18 protein-coding genes are annotated in these 18,627 nt (G+C 55.3%); 8 read left to right on the forward strand and 10 right to left on the reverse strand.

Annotated elements, in window-relative coordinates:
- Positions 1 to 260 precede the first annotated feature (260 nt).
- On the reverse strand, positions 261 to 821 hold the full coding sequence (gene gmhB, locus AFL22_RS15945; RefSeq protein WP_031591190.1) for a D-glycero-beta-D-manno-heptose 1,7-bisphosphate 7-phosphatase: 561 nt from the start codon (positions 819 to 821) through the stop codon (positions 261 to 263).
- A 189-nt stretch (positions 822 to 1,010) separates the two neighbouring features.
- On the opposite strand from gmhB, the gene metN reads away from it, so the two are divergent.
- The 6 genes from metN (at position 1,011) to proS (ending at position 6,574) form a co-directional block, all read left to right on the forward strand.
- Positions 1,011 to 2,042, forward strand: coding sequence for a methionine ABC transporter ATP-binding protein MetN (metN, locus tag AFL22_RS15950; protein ID WP_010254188.1), 1,032 nt, complete (start codon positions 1,011 to 1,013; stop codon positions 2,040 to 2,042).
- Positions 2,035 to 2,688 (forward strand): methionine ABC transporter permease MetI, encoded by a 654-nt coding sequence (locus tag AFL22_RS15955; RefSeq protein WP_003852613.1) that lies wholly within the window; start codon positions 2,035 to 2,037, stop codon positions 2,686 to 2,688. Before metN ends, AFL22_RS15955 begins: the two co-directional genes overlap by 8 nt.
- 34 nt (positions 2,689 to 2,722) lie before the next feature.
- On the forward strand, positions 2,723 to 3,538 hold the full coding sequence (locus AFL22_RS15960; protein ID WP_010254184.1) for a MetQ/NlpA family lipoprotein: 816 nt from the start codon (positions 2,723 to 2,725) through the stop codon (positions 3,536 to 3,538).
- A 128-nt stretch (positions 3,539 to 3,666) separates the two neighbouring features.
- Positions 3,667 to 4,065 (forward strand): Rcs stress response system protein RcsF, encoded by a 399-nt coding sequence (gene rcsF / locus AFL22_RS15965; RefSeq protein WP_010254182.1) that lies wholly within the window; start codon positions 3,667 to 3,669, stop codon positions 4,063 to 4,065.
- Positions 4,062 to 4,766: a tRNA (N6-threonylcarbamoyladenosine(37)-N6)-methyltransferase TrmO gene (gene tsaA, locus AFL22_RS15970; RefSeq protein WP_052271755.1), complete on the forward strand. Its 705-nt coding sequence runs from the start codon at positions 4,062 to 4,064 to the stop codon at positions 4,764 to 4,766. The genes rcsF and tsaA overlap by 4 nt, the downstream gene beginning before the upstream one ends.
- An 89-nt stretch (positions 4,767 to 4,855) precedes the next feature.
- Positions 4,856 to 6,574 (forward strand): proline--tRNA ligase, encoded by a 1,719-nt coding sequence (gene proS / locus AFL22_RS15975; RefSeq protein WP_022625458.1) that lies wholly within the window; start codon positions 4,856 to 4,858, stop codon positions 6,572 to 6,574.
- A gap of 232 nt (positions 6,575 to 6,806) precedes the next feature.
- On the opposite strand, the gene arfB is transcribed toward proS, so the two are convergent.
- Positions 6,807 to 7,217 carry an alternative ribosome rescue aminoacyl-tRNA hydrolase ArfB gene (gene arfB / locus AFL22_RS15980; protein WP_010254175.1) on the reverse strand — a complete coding sequence of 137 codons (411 nt, stop codon included), beginning with the start codon at positions 7,215 to 7,217 and terminating at the stop codon, positions 6,807 to 6,809.
- Between the two features lie 217 nt (positions 7,218 to 7,434).
- Here arfB and AFL22_RS15985 point away from each other — a divergent pair, with 217 nt between their 5' ends.
- A complete protein-coding gene (locus AFL22_RS15985; protein WP_010254172.1) occupies positions 7,435 to 7,635 on the forward strand; it encodes a YaeP family protein in 201 nt (66 codons plus the stop codon).
- Positions 7,622 to 7,882: a Rho-binding antiterminator gene (gene rof, locus AFL22_RS15990; protein ID WP_010254167.1), complete on the forward strand. Its 261-nt coding sequence runs from the start codon at positions 7,622 to 7,624 to the stop codon at positions 7,880 to 7,882. The genes AFL22_RS15985 and rof overlap by 14 nt, the downstream gene beginning before the upstream one ends.
- 40 nt (positions 7,883 to 7,922) lie before the next feature.
- Here rof and AFL22_RS15995 read toward each other — a convergent pair whose 3' ends face one another.
- The 8 genes from AFL22_RS15995 to lpxB all read right to left on the reverse strand — a co-directional run bounded on the left by AFL22_RS15995 (position 7,923) and on the right by lpxB (position 18,627).
- Positions 7,923 to 8,231 (reverse strand): cytochrome c, encoded by a 309-nt coding sequence (locus AFL22_RS15995; RefSeq protein WP_052271756.1) that lies wholly within the window; start codon positions 8,229 to 8,231, stop codon positions 7,923 to 7,925.
- A complete protein-coding gene (gene tilS / locus AFL22_RS16000) occupies positions 8,231 to 9,550 on the reverse strand; it encodes a tRNA lysidine(34) synthetase TilS (RefSeq protein WP_052271757.1) in 1,320 nt (439 codons plus the stop codon). Before tilS ends, AFL22_RS15995 begins: the two co-directional genes overlap by 1 nt.
- A gap of 52 nt (positions 9,551 to 9,602) precedes the next feature.
- Positions 9,603 to 9,992, reverse strand: a complete 390-nt coding sequence (locus AFL22_RS16005) for a VOC family protein (protein ID WP_010671867.1) — start codon at positions 9,990 to 9,992, stop codon at positions 9,603 to 9,605.
- A 64-nt stretch (positions 9,993 to 10,056) separates the two neighbouring features.
- The gene (locus AFL22_RS16010; protein ID WP_033756642.1) at positions 10,057 to 12,207 is read right to left on the reverse strand and encodes a lysine decarboxylase LdcC; all 2,151 of its coding nucleotides are present in this window, start codon (positions 12,205 to 12,207) and stop codon (positions 10,057 to 10,059) included.
- 169 nt (positions 12,208 to 12,376) lie between these two features.
- Positions 12,377 to 13,333, reverse strand: a complete 957-nt coding sequence (accA, locus tag AFL22_RS16015) for an acetyl-CoA carboxylase carboxyl transferase subunit alpha (protein WP_010254150.1) — start codon at positions 13,331 to 13,333, stop codon at positions 12,377 to 12,379.
- Between the two features lie 12 nt (positions 13,334 to 13,345).
- Complete coding sequence (gene dnaE, locus AFL22_RS16020; RefSeq protein ID WP_033756640.1) at positions 13,346 to 16,828, reverse strand: DNA polymerase III subunit alpha; 3,483 nt, start codon at positions 16,826 to 16,828, stop codon at positions 13,346 to 13,348.
- Positions 16,829 to 16,859: 31 nt separating this feature from the next.
- Positions 16,860 to 17,486, reverse strand: coding sequence for a ribonuclease HII (gene rnhB / locus AFL22_RS16025; protein WP_022625455.1), 627 nt, complete (start codon positions 17,484 to 17,486; stop codon positions 16,860 to 16,862).
- On the reverse strand, positions 17,479 to 18,627 hold the full coding sequence (lpxB, locus tag AFL22_RS16030) for a lipid-A-disaccharide synthase (RefSeq protein WP_010254138.1): 1,149 nt from the start codon (positions 18,625 to 18,627) through the stop codon (positions 17,479 to 17,481). The genes rnhB and lpxB overlap by 8 nt, the downstream gene beginning before the upstream one ends.

Below are 18,627 nucleotides of genomic sequence, written 5' to 3' on the forward strand. Positions count from 1 at the left end.
TGATAAATTGTTAAAGAGCAGTGCGAACAGTGCGTTAGCGTCCTGTCGCGAGGTGGCGTATATTACGCTTTCCTCCTGCAGAGTCAACCTCTATTTCAGAAGTTTTTCTCCGGCGGCGCAGTCTCCTGTGCCTCCTGACCCGTTTTCCGTTGCCGGTTTGCCGTGTCAGTGGAGGCGCATTATAGGGAACGGCTCAGATAGCGCAAGTGCAAATTGAGACTTTTTTTCTGTTCGTCTGAAATTTGCACAAAAGCGCCGTTTTACCCCTTTTTAATGCGCGCCGGAAGCTCTGCCAGGCTATTAATCACCCAATCTGCTGCTGCTTCACCTTCAGCAGTGACCGGTTTGCCGCTGCGCACCAGTACTTTCATGCCGACACCGGCAGCCTGCCCTGCCAGCATGTCTTCCAGCTTGTCACCCACCATATAAGAAGCGGCCATATCAATATTCAGTTCTTCCTGCGCCGTCAGCAGCATACCCGGCTGAGGCTTGCGGCAGTCACAGGCCTGACGGAACTCTGCTACTGTTGCTTCAGGATGGTGAGGACAGAAATAGATGCCATCAAGATCAACATCGCGATCGGCCAGCGACCAGTCCATCCATTCTGTCAGCCGCATAAAGGTATCTTCAGTAAACATACCGCGCGCGATGCCAGACTGATTGGTCACGACCACCAGCGCAAAACCCATTGCCTTCAGTTGTTGCAGCGCTTCAATCGTGCCGTCAATAAACTGGAAGTCATCGATCTCATGGACATAGCCATTGTCGACATTAAGGGTGCCATCACGATCAAGAAAAATAGCGGGGACTTTATTCGCCACGTAGAAACTCCTGCTGTAAAAATTGCCGATCAGTATCGCATGATTGCTATAAAAGGGAGAATGTCAGATTGAATCACTTCCATTGATTTAGACGTCTGGATGCCTTAACATCCATCCAGCTTTTATACCGAATAAAAGCGACGAGGCTTCCCACACCACGGACAACGCAACACGATAATAAATAACATAATGATTAAACTAGAAAATATTACCAAGGTGTTTCAGCAAGGCACGCGGTCTGTTCCGGCGTTAACGGATGTCAGCCTGCACGTGCCTGCCGGACAGATTTATGGCGTTATCGGTGCTTCCGGTGCCGGTAAAAGTACGTTGATTCGTTGCGTTAACCTGCTGGAGCGCCCTACTTCGGGCCGCGTACTGGTAGACGGTGCTGATTTAACCGCACTCAACGAACGTCAGTTAACTCAGGCGCGCCGCCAGATCGGCATGATCTTCCAGCACTTTAATCTGATGAACTCCCGTACCGTCGCGGGCAACGTTTCTCTTCCACTGGAACTCGGTAATCTCTCCCGCGCTCAGATCACGGCTCGCGTAACTGAGCTGCTGGAACTGGTGGGATTATCAGACAAGCATGATGCCTGGCCCGCCAATCTGTCGGGCGGACAGAAGCAGCGTGTCGCGATTGCCCGCGCCCTGGCCAGCAATCCCAAGGTTCTGCTCTGTGATGAAGCCACCAGCGCACTGGATCCCGCGACGACCCGCTCTATTCTGGAATTGCTTAAAGACATTAACCGCCGGCTTGGGCTGACGATTCTGCTGATCACCCATGAAATGGATGTAGTGAAACGCATCTGCGATCAGGTTGCGGTCATCAGTCACGGTGAGCTGATTGAGAAAGATAGCGTCAGTGAGGTCTTCTCTCATCCTAAGACACCGCTGGCGCAGCAGTTTATTCAGTCTACGCTGCATCTGGATATTCCGGATGATTACCAGCAGCGCCTTTCTGCCACCGCCGCTGAAGGCACCGTGCCCCTGCTGCGACTGGAATTCACCGGTAAATCGGTTGATGCGCCGCTGCTGTCTGAAGCTGCCCGCCGTTACAACGTGAATAACAACATTATCAGTGCCCAGATGGATTACGCCGGTGGCGTGAAGTTCGGCATCATGCTGGCCGAAATGCACGGCACAGAAAGCGATACCCGCGAGGCGATAGCCTGGCTGAAGGAGAATCATGTGAAAGTAGAGGTGTTAGGTTATGTCTGAAGCGATGATGTGGTTGCTGGGACGGGGCGTGTGGGAAACGCTGATGATGACCTTCGTCTCGGGCTTTTTCGGTTTTGTGCTGGGTCTGCCGGTCGGCGTTTTACTCTATGTCACCCGTCCGGGCCAGATTCTGCAGAATCAGGGACTTTATCGCGTGCTCTCCGCGCTGGTGAATATCTTCCGCTCCATTCCTTTCATTATCTTACTGGTCTGGATGATTCCTTTTACTCGCGTAATCGTTGGCACCTCAATCGGACTGCAGGCGGCCATCGTGCCGTTGACCGTAGGCGCGGCACCGTTTATCGCACGTATGGTTGAAAATGCCTTGCTGGAACTGCCAACCGGACTGATTGAAGCGTCACGTGCCATGGGCGCTACGCCAATGCAGATCATCCGTAAGGTTCTGCTGCCGGAAGCGATGCCTGGCCTGGTGAATGCTGCGACCATCACCCTGATTACCCTGGTTGGTTACTCCGCCATGGGTGGCGCGGTGGGTGCCGGTGGTCTGGGCCAGATCGGTTATCAGTATGGTTATATCGGATATAACGCCACTGTGATGAATACGGTATTGGTGTTGTTAGTGGTTTTGGTGTATCTCATTCAATTCTGTGGCGACCGCATCGTGCATGCGGTGTCCCATAAATAAGCCAGCAATATCACATTATTAAGAAGGAAAGGATATGTCTTTCAGATTCAAGAAAATTGCCGCTGTGGGTGCACTGATTGGCGCGATTGCGCTGGCAGGATGCGATCAAAAAGAGAAAGACCCTAACCACATCAAAGTGGGTGTGATTGTCGGTGCTGAGCAGCAGGTTGCTGAAGCAGCGCAGAAAGTTGCCAAAGAGAAATATGGTCTGGACGTTGAGCTGGTCACCTTCAACGATTACGTACTGCCGAATGAAGCGCTGAGCAAAGGCGATATCGACGTCAACGCTTTCCAGCACAAACCGTATCTGGATCAGCAGATCAAAGATCGTGGCTACAAGCTGGTTTCAGTGGGTAACTCCTTCGTCTACCCAATTGCGGGTTATTCGAAAAAGATTAAGTCACTGGATGAGCTGCAGGATGGCGCTCAGGTTGCTATTCCAAACGACCCGACCAACCTGGGCCGTACGCTGCTGCTGCTGCAGAAAGTGGGTCTGATCAAGCTGAAAGATGGCGTGGGCCTGCTGCCAACCTCGCTGGATATCACTGAAAACCCTAAGCATCTGAAAATTGTTGAGCTGGAAGCGCCGCAGCTGCCACGCTCACTGGACGATCAGCAGATCGCGCTGGCGGTTATCAACACTACCTACGCCAGCCAGATTGGCCTGACACCAGCCAAAGATGGTATTTTCGTCGAAGATAAAGATTCACCGTACGTGAACCTGATTGTGGCGCGCGAAGATAATAAAGATGCGGAAAACGTGAAGAAATTTGTCAAGGCTTACCAGTCTGACGAAGTCTACGATGCCGCTAACAAAGTCTTTAACGGCGGCGCGGTTAAAGGCTGGTAATTCAGCTGTTCATCTCCTTAAGGGCGGCGCTATGCCGCCCTTTCTGTTATTGGGTGCCCTGCCCGACTTGTTATTTATTCTTGTCCTTGTTTCAATAACGCCACTTTTTGAAACCTGAGGATGTTGCCATGCGTTTTTTACCGCTCTGCTTGTTAGCATTGATGCTGACAGGGTGTGTTCATGAGTATCACCCGATAAGCAGCGCACCGTCCCGGCCGCAGCAATCCAGTGAACCCACCCGCAAGCCTGTGTCACGACCGGCACCGGTTAAGCTCTATACTGATGCCGCCGATCTGGTCAGCAAGCCGTTCCGCGATCTGGGTGAAGTCTCCGCTGAAGATTGCCAGATGAGTAATCAGAACTCCCCAGCCAACATCGCTACTGCACGTAAACGCCTGCAGATCAAAGCGTCACAGATGAAAGCCAATGCGGTGCTGCTGCATCAGTGTGAAATCGTCACCGGCACGCCAGGCTGCTATCGTCAGGCGGTGTGTCAGGGTTCGGCACTGAAAGTCAGCAATCAATGAGTGAATTCGCCTTTGCGCAAATTGGGGTAATCCGCTCACCGTGGAAGGAGAAGTTTGCCGTGCCGCGCCAGCCAGGGCTGGTGCAGGATGGCGGCGGCGAACTGCACCTGCAGCCACCTTACAATCAGCCGGAAGCGGTGCGTGGACTGGAAGCGTTCAGCCACCTCTGGCTGCTGTTTGTCTTCCATCAGACGATGGAAGGCGGCTGGCGTCCCACGGTTCGCCCTCCCCGACTGGGCGGCAATGCGCGCATAGGTGTATTTGCGACACGTTCAACGTTCCGTCCCAATCCCATTGGCATGTCGCTGGTTGAGCTAAAAGGTATCAGGATTGAAAAACAGCAGGTGATCCTGCAGCTTGGCAGTCTGGATCTGGTCGATGGCACCCCGGTGGTGGATATCAAACCTTATCTGCCCTTTGCCGAAGCATTGCCCCATGCCCAGGCGGGTTTTGCTCAGGCGGCACCTGCGGCTGATATGCCGGTTCGCTTCTCCGCGCTGGCACAACAGCAGCTCCACCAGCAGTCGCGCTATCCCAATCTGGCTCGCTTTATCAGTGAAGTGCTGGCACAGGATCCCCGTCCCGCTTACCGTCAGGGCGAGACACAGGCGCGGGAATATGCGGCCTGGCTGATGGATTTTAATGTACGCTGGCGCATTGACGATGCCGGTACTGAAGTGATCGCCATCGACCCGCGTTAAAACCCGCTTTTGAGCCGGTGATCTCACTGGTACACTAGCCGCCAGCAAAATTCTGTCTGTGACTTTCCGATCAACTGGAACCGTAATCAATGCGTACTACTCAATATCTGCTCTCTACTCAGAAAGAGACGCCTTCCGACGCTGAAGTGATCAGCCACCAGCTGATGCTGCGCGCCGGTATGATCCGCAAACTGGCTTCTGGCTTGTACACCTGGTTACCGACCGGGGTTCGCGTGCTGAAAAAAGTCGAAAACATCGTGCGCGAAGAGATGAACAACGCGGGCGCGGTTGAGATTTTAATGCCGGTTGTGCAGCCCGCCGACCTGTGGCAGGAGAGCGGTCGCTGGGAGGAGTATGGCCCGGAACTGTTACGTATTGCAGATCGCCACGAGCGTCCGTTCGTGCTGGGTCCGACGCATGAAGAGGTGGTCACTGACCTGATCCGCAATGAGCTGAGCTCTTATAAGCAACTGCCGCTCAACCTCTATCAGATCCAGACCAAATTCCGTGATGAAGTCCGTCCGCGCTTTGGCGTGATGCGTTCACGTGAATTCATCATGAAAGATGCTTACTCGTTCCACGTTTCGCAGGAGTCGCTGCAGGAAACGTATGACGCGATGTACCGCGCCTATAGCCAGATCTTCAGCCGTATGGGTCTGGATTTCCGCGCCGTGCAGGCCGACACCGGCTCGATTGGCGGCAGCGCCTCCCATGAGTTCCAGGTTCTGGCGCAGAGCGGTGAAGATGATGTGATCTTCTCTACCGATTCTGATTACGCGGCCAATATTGAGCTGGCCGAAGCCGTCGCACCCGCCGGTGAGCGCGCAGCGCCGTCGCAGGAGATGCAACTGGTCGAGACGCCAGACGCAAAAACCATCGCGGAGCTGGTTGAGCAATTCAATGTGCCTGTTGAAAAAACAGTGAAAACGCTGATTGTTAAAGGTGCTGAAGAGAGCGGCCACGCGCTGGTTGCCCTGCTGGTACGCGGCGATCATCAGCTTAATGAGATCAAAGCGGAGAAGTCAGAGATCGTTGCGTCACCGCTGGTGTTCGCGACCGAAGAAGAGATTCGCGCTGCAGTGGGTGCCGGACCGGGTTCAATCGGCCCGGTTGGTCTGCAGATGCCTGTGATTGCTGACCGTACCGTGGCGAAGATGAGCGACTTCAGCGCCGGTGCCAACGTCGATGGTAAGCACTACTTCGGCATTAACTGGGAGCGCGATCTGCCACTGGCCAGCGTTGCGGATATCCGTAACGTGGTCGAAGGCGATTTAAGCCCGGATGGTAAAGGCACGCTGCAGATTAAGCGCGGCATCGAAGTCGGTCATATTTTCCAGCTCGGCACCAAGTATTCTGACGCGCTGAAAGCGTCTGTTCAGGGCGAAGATGGCCGCAATCAGGTGATGAGCATGGGCTGCTACGGCATCGGCATCACCCGCGTTGTTGCGGCAGCCATTGAGCAGAACCATGACGACCGCGGCATTATCTGGCCAGCCGCACTGGCACCTTTCGAAGTTGCGATTCTGCCAATGAATATGCAGAAATCGTTCCGGGTTAAAGAGCTGGCGGAAGAGCTGTATGCCACCCTGCGTGCTAAAGGCGTTGAGGTTATTCTGGATGACCGTAAAGAGCGTCCGGGCGTGATGTTCGCTGATATGGAACTGATCGGTGTGCCACACACCATCGTCATTGGTGACCGCAATCTCGATAATCAGGAGATTGAGTACAAATCACGTCGTGCCGGTGAGAAGCAGATGATTAAGCAGGATGAAATTGTTGAATTCCTGCTGAAGGCTCTGAATAAGTAAGTTCTTAGCGTTAATCAAAGCGGGCTGAATCTGGCCGCAACAGATGAGCTCAACACGAAGGGAACCGGGTCAGGAGAGGAAAGCGTCCCGCGCCAGGGACGGTGCGGGCCGAGCGGCCATGGATGGCGTTAGCGACTTTCCGATCTGACCCCGTTCCCTGAGCAGGCTCGATCTCTTCTCCGCTCGCCCCTGACGTTGTAAGTACTCAAACGCCCCGCCTGCGGGGCGTTTTTTATTGCACCTTGCCGCGCATCGATTTAGTTGAACTGCGGCGGGCTTTTCCTTCCAGACGGCGCTCTTTTGAGGCGCGGGTCGGCCGCGTGGCGCGCCGGGCTTTTTCCACGGTACTCAGCTCCTGGATCAGATTAACCAGACGTTGCAGCGCCGCTTCACGATTCATCTCCTGACTGCGATACTCCTGCGCCTTGATCACTACAACGCCATCACCGGTAATCAAATGATGAGTGGCGGTGAGCAGCCGCTCTTTATAAAACGCGGGCAGTGAAGAGGCAGCAATATCGAAGCGCAGATGAATGGCGGTGCTGGCTTTATTGACATGTTGTCCGCCTGCGCCCTGAGCACGAATCGCCGTCAGCTCGATCTCACTTTCCGGAATCTCAACCGAACGGGATAGCATAATCATAAGCTCGCTCCCCACACCTTAACCACGTTGACCTCCGATAACCTGTTCATCAAATTAACCTTTTGTGCTCTGATTTATTCCGCCTCAGACAGCGGAATCTGTCACTTTAGCAGTGATTCGCGCACTGTTCCTGCTTTACGCAGGCTGATTTCCTCTAAATGGCTATGATATAGTCGCCAGTTAACCAGAGTATTTACGCTCTGCCGAGGAGGGCCACGTGCAAAATTATTGTGAGTTAGTTCGCCGGAAGTATGCCGAAATCGGCAGCGGGGATTTAGGTTACATACCGGATGCGATTGGCTGCGCATTGAAGGCACTTAATGATGTTGCCGCAAATACTGAGCTAAACTCTTCTGTCAGGGAACAGGCGGCCTACGCCGCTGCTAACTTATTGGTGAGCGACTATGTTGATAAATGAAGCGTACCAACCTATCAATTGCGATGATTACGATAATCTGGAACTCGCCTGCCAGAACAACTGGATGCTGTCGCTGGAAATGAAAGATGGCGAGCAGCTTAAGGCAAAAGCCAAAGAGATCTTTTCACGTAAGAACGTTGAATATCTGGCTATCGATCTTTCCGGTGAACATCGCGAATTACGTCTCGACCATATCGCCAGCTTCACCCATCCCGAGTTGGGTACGGTGGTTGTCAGCGCAGAGTAACCTACGCATTCAGGGCGGGACCTTTCCGCCCTGTTAAACTTCAGGGCTGCAACGAACTGTAGTACGCCGCTAAATCCGCCATATCGCTGTCACTCAATCCCGCCACAAACGCCTTCATGACTTCAGCCTGCCCGCCATTGCGTTCGCCCTTTTTATAGGCCTGCAGCGCATGTTCCAGATAAGGTGCGTGCTGCCCGGCCAGGTCAGGATAGAGCGGCACCGCCGCTTTTCCTGCTGCGCCATGACAGGCCATGCAACTGCCCGCTTTCTGTGCGCCGCGCTGCGCATCACCCGCTGCCCATGCCGGTAACACGGTGACCGCTAAACAGGCGATAAGCCACTGTTTCATTATTGTTGTTCTCCTGCGCCGGATGCCCCGTCCCAGACTATCTGCCAGCCCTGCTGATCAGGGGCCGCGCCATCACGGGTGACAAAGAGAGTCGGAACGCAGACCAGCGTCTGGTTATAAAAAATTAACGGCAGCCGTTCACGCTGCCACGGCGGTATCTGCAACTCCTGCCACAGTTTTTTCATTTCCCTTCCGCCACGACGGCCCACCAGATGGACATGACCCTGTGCGTGAAACCGCACGCTGACCTGCTCATCCGGCTCAGGATAGCGCAACAGACTCTGCGACTGGCTGGCACGCAGCGTGCCAAGATTCTGCGGTAACGCCAGCGGCTGGCAGAGATCGGGCCATGCCAGCTCGGTGTCGCGCAGTGAACTGAACAACGGCAGCCAGTAGAGCTGCTGACGGTAACGACGAAGTTCAGCCTGACCGAATCGCAGCCGGGGCTGCGCATCCTCCCGGCTCGCCATCACTTCGTCGTGGATGCGTTTCAGCGCTTCACGGGACGGCATCGCCCCACCCTGTCCGGCGATCCAGCGCCGCAATAAGGCATTAGCACGCAGCTCACTCATGGCCATTAAGGGTGGAAAGTGCAGGCTGCCATCAGGCTGGATCAGCTCTGCCAGTTGCCCGGTGAGCAGTTCATCCAGCAACTGCTCCTGCTCACTGCATAACGCCGCACTACGGGCCGTTGCCTCGGCAAAATGGGGCCAGCGCTGGTAAAGCTCAGGCAGCAGCCGCTGACGCAGAAAGTTGCGGTCGTAGCGAAGATCCTGATTGCTCTCATCTTCAATCCACGCCAGCTGATGCGCGTCGGCATAGGCTTCAAGCGACTGTCGCGTCTGATTCAGCAGCGGACGCACCAGCTGATGAGAACCCAGCGTGCGTGTCGCGGGCATCGCTGCCAGCCCGGCGGGACCACTGCCGCGCTTCAGCGCCAGCAGGAATGTTTCGCACTGATCGTCGAGGTGCTGCGCTGTGAGTAACACTTCGCCCGGCTGCAGTGCCGCACTCAGCGCCTGATAACGGGCAGTGCGGGCGGCTGCTTCAATGCCGTTTTCCCTGCCATCAACGTTAACGCGGAGCACTTCACAGGGCAGCTGCCACTGCGCGCAAATCGTCTGGCAATGGGTTGCCCAGCGATCGGCATTCGGGCTAAGCCCATGGTGAACATGCAGTGCCCGCAGGCGCAACTGAGGATGCTGCTGCTGCCAGCCGCGAAGCTGATGCAGCAGCACGGTTGAATCCAGTCCACCGCTGAATGCGACCACCAGGGCGGCATCAGGTTGCAAAAGGTTGTCAAAAGCGGGCAAAGACATGGCAGAATCCAGAAAATCGGGCCACTGAATGTCGCCCGCTGAGCGCGCTATTTTACGCCTGATAAAGCTCCAGCGGCAAACCATCCGGATCGGCAAAGAAAGTGCATTGTTTACCGGTCAGGTCATCAATGCGAATCGGTTCGCAGATAACGCCTTTATCGGCCAGCGTCGCGACGGCAGCGGCAACATCCGGCACGGTAAAGGCCAGATGACGCAGGCCACACGCTTCAGGATGACTGACCCGCGCCGGCGGCTCAGGAAAAGAGAACAGCTCAATGGTGTAGCGATCCTGTAGGGCAAGGTCGCCTTTCCAGGAGTCCCGCGCTTCGCGGTAATATTCGCCCATCAGACGGAAACCCAGTACGTCACAATAGAATGCTTTGCTGCGCTGATAGTCAGAGGCGATGATGGCGATGTGGTGAATAGCGGTTAACTGCAACATGTTCAATTCCCTGATTCGGGCAGGCTGTCCGCAGACACCCTGCCGCTGATAGTCGTTTAAAGGTTTATGCGAGGTCGTTTTTCAGCACGCGGACGCGATACTCGCCCTCTTCGGTCAGGCTGGCGCCGTGAATATCCGTTTCGAAGCCCGGATAATGCCGTCCAATGCTGCACAGCATCAGCAGAAAATCGAGCACCGCGCGGCTCTTCTCAGTAATCATCTCGCCTGGCATCACCAGTGGAACGCCTGGCGGATAAGGCAGAATCATATTGGCCGACACCCGCCCGACCAGTTCGCTGAGATCCACCGTTTCGATGTTGCCCTTCACCTGCTGCTGAAATGCCTGATGCGGCGTCATCTTCATTTCGGGCAGGACATCAAATGCCTGCAGCATCAGACGCGGCAGATCGTGATGGCGGATCAGCTGATGGATCCCCTGCGCCAGTGTCTGAATGCGCATATTGCGATAGAAGTCAGGATCTTCGGCATAGAGATCCGGCAGCATGTTTTTCACCCGCAGATTGAGATCGTAGGCGCGTTTGAACTCGGTCAGACCGCGCAGCACGCTCATTGCTTTGGTTTTGTCGATGCCGATGCTGAACAGGAACAGCAGGTTATAGGGACCGGTTTTCTCCACCACGATGCCGCGCTCATCCAGAAACTTCGCCACTAGCGCCGCCGGGATCCCCTCTTCCGCCATCTTTCCCAGTTCGCTCATGCCCGGCGTCAGAATGGTGACCTTGATCGGATCCAGGTACATGTGATCGCGATCGGCCTGAGTAAATCCGTGCCACTCTTCGTCGCCAGGCTGGATCGGCCAGCATTGCGCTTCATCAACCTCTTCCGGCTGCCAGATATCAAAGAACCAGCTGTCAGACTCTTCGCGCAGGCGCTGGATCTCCCGACGGAAGTGCAGCGCGCGCTCCACCGAGCGATTGATCAGTCGTTTACCGGGATTGCCACGCAGCATGGCAGCAGCAGTTTCAATAGAGGAGACGATGGCGTAATTGGGCGAGGTGGTGGTGTGCATCATGTAGGCTTCGTTAAACGTCTGTTCGTCGTAGTCGCCCTTAATGTGAATCATTGATGCCTGCGAAAACGCCGCCAGCAGTTTGTGGGTCGATTGCGTCTCATACACCACTTTTCCCGGGATGCGGTCGCCACTCATGCCACTTTTACCGGCGTAGATCGGATGGAAATTAGTGTAAGGCACCCAGGCTGAATCGAAATGAATCGACGGTACATCCAGTGTCTCTTTGATGTACTGGGTATTGTAGAGCAGCCCATCATAGGTGGAGTTGGTGATCACCGCATGAACCGGCCACGTGGCACGGTCGGTGGCAGCCACCTTGAGCGAAATACTCTCGCGGGTGAACTCCTGCTTCGGGATACCGCCGAGAATACCCAACGCATTGCGGGTCGGCTTCAGCCAGATGGGGATAAGATCGCTCATCATCAGCAGATGGGTCAGTGACTTGTGGCAGTTGCGATCGATCAGCACGGTGCTGCCCGCCGGTGCGGCATACATGCCGACAATTTTGTTCGACGTTGAGGTCCCGTTGGTCACCATGTAACTCTGCTCGGCACCAAAAGTGCGTGCAATGTACTCCTCCGCTTCAAGGTGCGGACCGGTGTGATCAAGCAGCGAACCCAGTTCGGTAACGGAAATTGAGATGTCCGATTTCAGGGTATTGGCCCCGAAGAAATCGTAGAACAGGCAGCCCACCGGGCTCTTCTGAAACGCGGTACCCGCCATATGGCCCGGCGTGCAGAAGGTGTACTTGCCCTCTTTCACATAGGTGAACAACGCTTTGGTCAGCGGCGGCGTAATGTGGTCGAGATAGTCATCGGTATATTGCCGGATGTGCAGCGCGATATCGTCGGCGGCATTCAGCGCGTACTCAAAAAAGTGCAGCGGCATGCGCATCTCATTGACGCTGATGTCCATCTGCGAGTGGGTGTTGATAAAGGCGTACAGCGGCAGGTATTCGTTGAGCTGATTAATCTCACCGCAGAGTTCCGGACTGTTGTGCGCGTCCCAGTCGAAGATGACGCCGCTGATACGCGGATTGTGCTCGATCAGTTTCAGCAGATCGTCACTGTTTTTCGGGTAAAGCAGCCTGAAGCCTTGCAGATTTAACGCCGCGTCGAGTTCGCGTAACGGTTCATCTTTATAAAACACGCCGTGCGCGCCCATGATCGCCAGAATATTCAATGCCCATCTCCCTGATTATTGTGGAACCGGACAAGCATAACCGCTAACCCGCGGAAGGTGTAGCAAGGCGGCTATCGGATGGCGCTGAAAGAGAGGGGAATAGCGTTCGGAGATAAACCGGCGGTATAAAAAAAGCGGACCGGAGTCCGCTTTTATGGATGGGGCTAAATCAGGCGTAGCCGTAGCTCATCAGGCGCTGATAACGACGATCCAGCAGCTCTTCAGTGCTAAATCCATCGAGATCGGCCAGATCGGCCAGCAGCTGCTGCTTCAGTGACTGCGCCATATCAACCGGACGGCGATGCGCGCCACCCAGCGGCTCAGGGATCACCGAGTCAATCAGCTTCAGCTCTTTCAGACGGTGAGCGGTAATGCCCATCGCTTCAGCGGCCAGCGGCGCTTTGTCAGCGCTTTTCCACAGAATGGATGCACAGCCTTCCGGCGAGATCACTGAATAGGTGCTGTACTGCAGCATATTCACTTTGTCGCCCACGCCAATCGCCAGCGCACCACCTGAACCACCCTCACCGATGACCGTACAGATCACCGGTACTTTCAGGCCAGACATTTCACGCAGGTTGCGGGCAATCGCTTCAGACTGCCCACGCTCTTCCGCGCCCACACCCGGATAGGCACCCGGTGTGTCGATGAAGGTGATGATTGGCATTTTGAAACGCTCAGCCATCTCCATCAGGCGCAGCGCTTTGCGATAGCCTTCCGGTGCTGGCATGCCGAAGTTACGGCGAATTTTCTCTTTGGTTTCACGGCCTTTCTGGTGCCCGATGATCATCACCGGACGTCCATCAAGACGTGCAATCCCGCCCACAATCGCTTTGTCATCGGCATAAGCACGGTCGCCCGCCAGCTCATCGAAATCGTCGAAGGCGTTGCGCACGTAGTCAAAGGTGTAAGGGCGCAAAGGATGACGCGCCAGCTGAGCGATTTGCCATGCGCCCAAATCGGCGAAGATCTTACGGGTCAGCTCAACGCTTTTCTCACGCAGACGCTGAACTTCTTCATCCAGATTAACGTGTTTATCATCCTGACGACCAATTGAGGTCAGCGAATCGATCTTCGCTTCCAGTTCTGCAATTGGCTGTTCAAAATCCAGGTAATTAAGACTCATAATGTTCCTGTTCTAGTCAAACTCCAGTTCCACCTGCTCCGATCCAATCAACGAGCGCAGATCGTTAAGTAAACGATCGCTGGGCGAAATTCGCCACGCTGCACCAAAGCGCAGCTTCGCTCGCGCGTCGGCTCTCTGATAGTAGAGATGCACCGGAATAGTCCCTGATCGATGAGGTTCCAGAGACTGACGGAGTCGGTTTAATAGCTGGTCATCAATTTGCCTGTCCGTCAGCGAGATAGCAAGTCCGCGCGCGTATTTTTCGCGAGCTTCGTCGATGTCCATGACTTCACGAGCGGTCATTTTAAGGCCACCACTGAAGTCATCAAAGCTGACCTGTCCGCTGACGATCAGAATTCGGTCTTTCTCCAGCAACTGCTGGTATTTATCTAACGCATCGGTAAATAACATCACCTCAAGACGACCGGAGCGATCGTCCAGAGTACAGATACCAATTCGGTTGCCGCGTTTGGTGACCATTACCCGTGCCGCGATCACCAGACCGGCCGCCACGGTAATTTTACCCCGATCGGTAGGATGCATATCTTTCAGCCGCACCCCGCCAACGTAACGCTCAATTTCTTTCAGGTACTGATTAATCGGGTGGCCGGTAAGGTAAAGCCCCAGCGTTTCCCGTTCGCCATCCAGCTGCACCTGCTCAGGCCACGGCGTGACGCTGGCGTACGATTTCTCAACCTGTTCCGGCTCTTCCGCCAGTACGCCAAACATATCAGCCTGGCCAATCGCTTCCGCTTTCGCGTGCTGATCGGCCGCTTTTAACGCGTCACTGAGTGAACTCATCAGCGCAGCACGATGCGGTCCAAGGCGATCAAAGGCCCCGGACATGATCAATTTTTCCATTACCCGACGGTTGATCTTTTTGGTGTCGGTACGGGCGCAGAGATCAAATAACTCGCGGAAATAACCGCCTTCGTTACGGGCGTCGATGATCGCTTCGATCGGGCCTTCACCGACGCCTTTGATCGCGCCGATACCGTAAACGATCTCGCCCGCGTCATTAACATGGAACTGATAGAGACCGGAGTTGATATCAGGCGGCAGGACTTTCAGTCCCATCCGCCAGCACTCATCGACCAGGCCAACCACTTTCTCGGTGTTATCCATATCGGCGGTCATGACCGCAGCCATAAACTCAGCCGGATAGTGCGCCTTCAGCCACAACGTCTGGTAGGAGACGAGTGCGTAGGCCGCAGAGTGTGACTTGTTAAAGCCATAACCTGCAAATTTTTCTACCAGATCGAAGATCTTCATCGACAGTTCCCCGTCGATGCCCATACTTTCAGCACCGTCGCGGAATACAGAACGCTGTTTGGCCATCTCCTCGGGTTTCTTTTTACCCATGGCGCGACGCAGCATATCCGCACCGCCCAGCGTGTAACCGGAGAGAACCTGGGCGATCTGCATCACCTGTTCCTGATAGAGGATGATGCCGTAGGTCGGTTCCAGCACCGGTTTCAGGCTCTCGTGCTGCCACTGAATGTCGGGATAGGAGATCGCTTCACGGCCATGCTTACGGTCAATGAAGTTATCCACCATGCCGGACTGCAGTGGGCCAGGACGGAACAGCGCCACCAGTGCGATCATATCTTCGAAGCAGTCGGGCTTCAGACGCTTAATCAGATCTTTCATGCCGCGCGATTCAAGCTGGAACACCGCGGTGGTTTCCGAGCGCTGCAGCATATCGAAGCTTTTCTTATCATCCAGCGGGATAGAGGCGATATCGATCGGCTCCAGCCCCTGCTTTTCCCGGCGCGGGTTGATCATCTTCAGCGCCCAGTCGATGATGGTCAGCGTACGCAGACCCAGGAAGTCGAACTTCACCAGGCCGGCATATTCCACATCATTTTTATCGAACTGAGTCACCGGGAACTGCCCATGCTCATCGCAATAGAGCGGCGCAAAATCGGTGATCTTCGTTGGCGCAATGACCACGCCGCCCGCATGTTTACCGGCGTTACGCGTGACCCCTTCCAGCTTGCGCGCCATGTCGATCAGCGCTTTAACCTCTTCGTCCGCGTCATACATGGCGGGAAGCTGCGGTTCAGCAATAAAAGCTTTTTCCAGCGTCATGCCGGGATCGGGCGGGATCAGTTTTGAAATGCGGTCAACGAAGCCGTAAGGATGTCCCAGCACGCGGCCCACATCGCGAATGACCGCTTTCGCCGCCATGGTGCCGAAGGTAATAATCTGGGAAACCGCTTCACGTCCGTACATATCTGCAACGTGTTCGATCACCTGATCGCGCTTCTCCATGCAGAAGTCGACGTCGAAATCGGGCATCGAGACGCGTTCCGGGTTCAGGAAGCGTTCGAACAGCAGGTCAAATTCCAGCGGATCGATATCGGTGATTTTCAGCGCATAGGCCACCAGCGAACCGGCACCGGAACCACGCCCCGGCCCGACCGGCACGCCGTTGTCCTTGGACCACTGGATGAACTCCATTACGATCAGGAAGTAGCCGGGGAAACCCATCTGGTTAATAACGTTGAGTTCAATCTCCAGACGTTCATCATATTCCGGGCGTTTCTCAAGGCGTTCGGCTTCGTCCGGGAACAGGAACTCGAGACGCTCTTCCAGACCCTCACGGGATTTCACCACCAGATAATCTTCGGTGGTCATGTCACCGGTCGGGAACTGCGGCAGGAAGTACTCGCCCAGTCGGACCGTGACGTTACAACGCTTAGCAATCTCTACGCTGTTTTCCAGCGCTTCCGGGATGTCCGAGAAGAGCTCGCACATCTCCTCTTCGCTGCGCATATATTGCTGAGGACTGTAGTTACGCGGACGCTTGGGATCATCCAGCGTATAGCCGTCATGAATGGCAACGCGAATTTCGTGCGCATCGAAATCTTCTGCATTGATAAAGCAGACTTCATTGGTGGCAACCACCGGTATTCCCTCTGCAATCGCCAGTTCAACGGCCGCATGCAGATAGCTCTCTTCGTCCTGACGGCCGGTACGAATCAGCTCCAGGTAGTAGCGATCGGGGAAATGTTGCTGGTAAAACGACAGGCATTGCGAAACCAGGGCATTGTTGCCGCGCAGCAGGCTGCGACCCACATCGCCGCGCCGTCCGCCCGACAGCAGGATTAATCCTTCCTGCAATTCAATCAGCCAGTCGCGGTCGATGATCGGTCCGTCCACGCCATACCCACGCTGATAGGCACGGGAGATCAGTAGCGTCAGGTTCTGATATCCGGTATTACTGGACGCCAGCACGGTAAGCTGTGTCAGTTCATCCCCCATCAGCTCACTGGCAACGTTGAAATCGGCACCAATGACCGGCTTTATCCCTGCGCTATGTGCGCCACCGTAAAATTTCACCAGGCCACAGAGGTTAGTGAAGTCGGTAATCGCGATAGCCGGCATGCCAAGGGCAGCCGCCTTCTTGATTAACGGCCCGGTTTTCGCCAGGCCATCAATCATCGAATAGTCACTGTGGACACGCAGATGTATAAAACGGGGTTCAGCCATATCAGTTTCCGGTTAAAACAGCGTCAGGCTATTAAAGCGTAAGGGTCTGGCGTGCAGCCAGTACTTCAGCATCGAGCAGCGCATTGCGTACGGGCGCAAAACTGCGACGGTGGTGCGGCGTGACGCCATACTGCGTCAGTTTTTCCATATGCAGCGCCGTCGGATAACCTTTGTGCTGCGCAAAACCATACTGCGGGAACAGCAGATCGAGTTCGGTCATCTCCTGGTCACGCGACACTTTGGCGATGATCGATGCTGCACTGATTTCGGCAACCAGACTATCCCCTTTAACTACCGCCTGTGAAGGCATTGGCAGTGCCGGGCAACGATTACCATCAATCAGCACATAATCGGGCTGAATGCCGAGGCCAGCTACGGCGCGCTGCATCGCCAGCATAGTGGCATGCAGAATGTTGAGCTGATCGATCTCTTCAGGCTCTGCGCGTCCCAGACTCCATGCCAGCGCTTTCTCTTTGATTTCGTCATACAACGCGAGGCGACGCTTTTCAGACAGTTTCTTCGAGTCGGCCAGGCCGGTAATCGGGTTTGCCGGATCGAGGATCACCGCGGCAGTAACGACCGCGCCAACCAGCGGACCGCGGCCCACTTCGTCCACACCGGCAATCAGTCTGGCGACAGGATAGATAAAATCAGGCATTCACCAGCTCCAGTACCGCATCCGCTGCCTGCTCATCGGCGTTCCAGCGGATCTGTTGATGTAATTCATGAAACGTCTGCAGGAGTGTTTCTCGCTCAGGCCCGGCATGCAGCAGCGGATCTAACGCTGCGGCTAGGGCTTCAGGCTGACACTCATCCTGCAGTAACTCTTTGACCAGCTCACGCCCTGCCAGCAGGTTTGGCAGCGAGACGTAAGGGGTTTTGACCAGCCGTTTTGCCAGCCAGAAGGTGGCCGGCTTCATGCGATAACCGACGACCATCGGGCATTTTGCCAGCATGCACTCCAGTGCGGCAGTGCCTGACGCCAGGAGTGCGGCATCGCTCGCAATCATCGCCTCACGTCCCTGACCATCAAGCAGATGCATCGGCAGTTCGGGGGCGGTTTCGGCTTTAATCTTCTCAAACTGTTCGCGGCGACGGGCGTTGACCAGCGGCACCACGATTTCCAGCGCCGGATAGTGACGACGCAGCAACTGAGCGGTTTTCAGAAAATCGGCGCTGAGCATTTCCACTTCCGCACCCCGGCTGCCGGGCAGCAAGGCCAGGCAGAGCGCATCATCGGCAATGCCCAGATGACGGCGTGCAGCCAGCTTATCGGGTTGCAGCGGCATGGCATCCGCCATGGTGTGACCGATAAAACGACAGGGAACGTTATAGCGATCGTAGAAAGCTTTTTCAAACGGCAGGAACGCCAGCACCAGGTCGGTGTTACGACCAATCTTAAAGACACGTTTTTGCCGCCATGCCCACACCGAGGGGCTGACATAGTGGATAGTGCGAATGCCAGTGCGTTTAAGATTGCCTTCCAGCGTGATATTGAAATCGGGCGCATCAATCCCGACAAAGACATCGGGTCGGAGTTCGGTAAAACGCCGGGTGAGATCGCGACGGATTGTCAGCAGGCGTCGCAGGCGACCGAGCACCTCGACAATGCCCATCACCGCCAGCTCTTCCATCTCATACCAGGCTTCACACCCTTCAGCCTGCATCAGGGGACCCGCCACGCCGACAAAGCGTGCATCCGGATGACGGGCTTTCAGGGCACGGATCAGACCTGCACCAAGAATATCGCCGGAGGTTTCTCCGGCGACCAGGGCAATCGTTAAGGGACGCGCTGACAT

It is taken from the genome of Pantoea sp. CFSAN033090 (assembly GCF_001264395.1).
In the GTDB taxonomy this organism is placed as follows: Bacteria; Pseudomonadota; Gammaproteobacteria; order Enterobacterales; family Enterobacteriaceae; genus Pantoea; species Pantoea agglomerans.

Excerpts from the sequence above, each read along its gene's own strand:
- rof (WP_010254167.1), top strand. The coding sequence starts at position 7,622 with ATGTTGATAAATGAAGCGTACCAACCTATCAATTGCGATGATTACGAT.
- rcsF (WP_010254182.1), top strand. The coding sequence starts at position 3,667 with ATGCGTTTTTTACCGCTCTGCTTGTTAGCATTGATGCTGACAGGGTGT.
- proS (WP_022625458.1), top strand. The coding sequence starts at position 4,856 with ATGCGTACTACTCAATATCTGCTCTCTACTCAGAAAGAGACGCCTTCC.
- tilS (WP_052271757.1), bottom strand. The coding sequence starts at position 9,550 with ATGTCTTTGCCCGCTTTTGACAACCTTTTGCAACCTGATGCCGCCCTG.
- lpxB (WP_010254138.1), bottom strand. The coding sequence starts at position 18,627 with ATGTCAGCGCGTCCCTTAACGATTGCCCTGGTCGCCGGAGAAACCTCC.
- metN (WP_010254188.1), top strand. The coding sequence starts at position 1,011 with ATGATTAAACTAGAAAATATTACCAAGGTGTTTCAGCAAGGCACGCGG.
- tsaA (WP_052271755.1), top strand. The coding sequence starts at position 4,062 with ATGAGTGAATTCGCCTTTGCGCAAATTGGGGTAATCCGCTCACCGTGG.
- arfB (WP_010254175.1), bottom strand. The coding sequence starts at position 7,217 with ATGATTATGCTATCCCGTTCGGTTGAGATTCCGGAAAGTGAGATCGAG.
- accA (WP_010254150.1), bottom strand. The coding sequence starts at position 13,333 with ATGAGTCTTAATTACCTGGATTTTGAACAGCCAATTGCAGAACTGGAA.
- AFL22_RS15995 (WP_052271756.1), bottom strand. The coding sequence starts at position 8,231 with ATGAAACAGTGGCTTATCGCCTGTTTAGCGGTCACCGTGTTACCGGCA.
- dnaE (WP_033756640.1), bottom strand. The coding sequence starts at position 16,828 with ATGGCTGAACCCCGTTTTATACATCTGCGTGTCCACAGTGACTATTCG.
- AFL22_RS15955 (WP_003852613.1), top strand. The coding sequence starts at position 2,035 with ATGTCTGAAGCGATGATGTGGTTGCTGGGACGGGGCGTGTGGGAAACG.
- AFL22_RS16005 (WP_010671867.1), bottom strand. The coding sequence starts at position 9,992 with ATGTTGCAGTTAACCGCTATTCACCACATCGCCATCATCGCCTCTGAC.
- AFL22_RS15960 (WP_010254184.1), top strand. The coding sequence starts at position 2,723 with ATGTCTTTCAGATTCAAGAAAATTGCCGCTGTGGGTGCACTGATTGGC.
- rnhB (WP_022625455.1), bottom strand. The coding sequence starts at position 17,486 with ATGCCTGATTTTATCTATCCTGTCGCCAGACTGATTGCCGGTGTGGAC.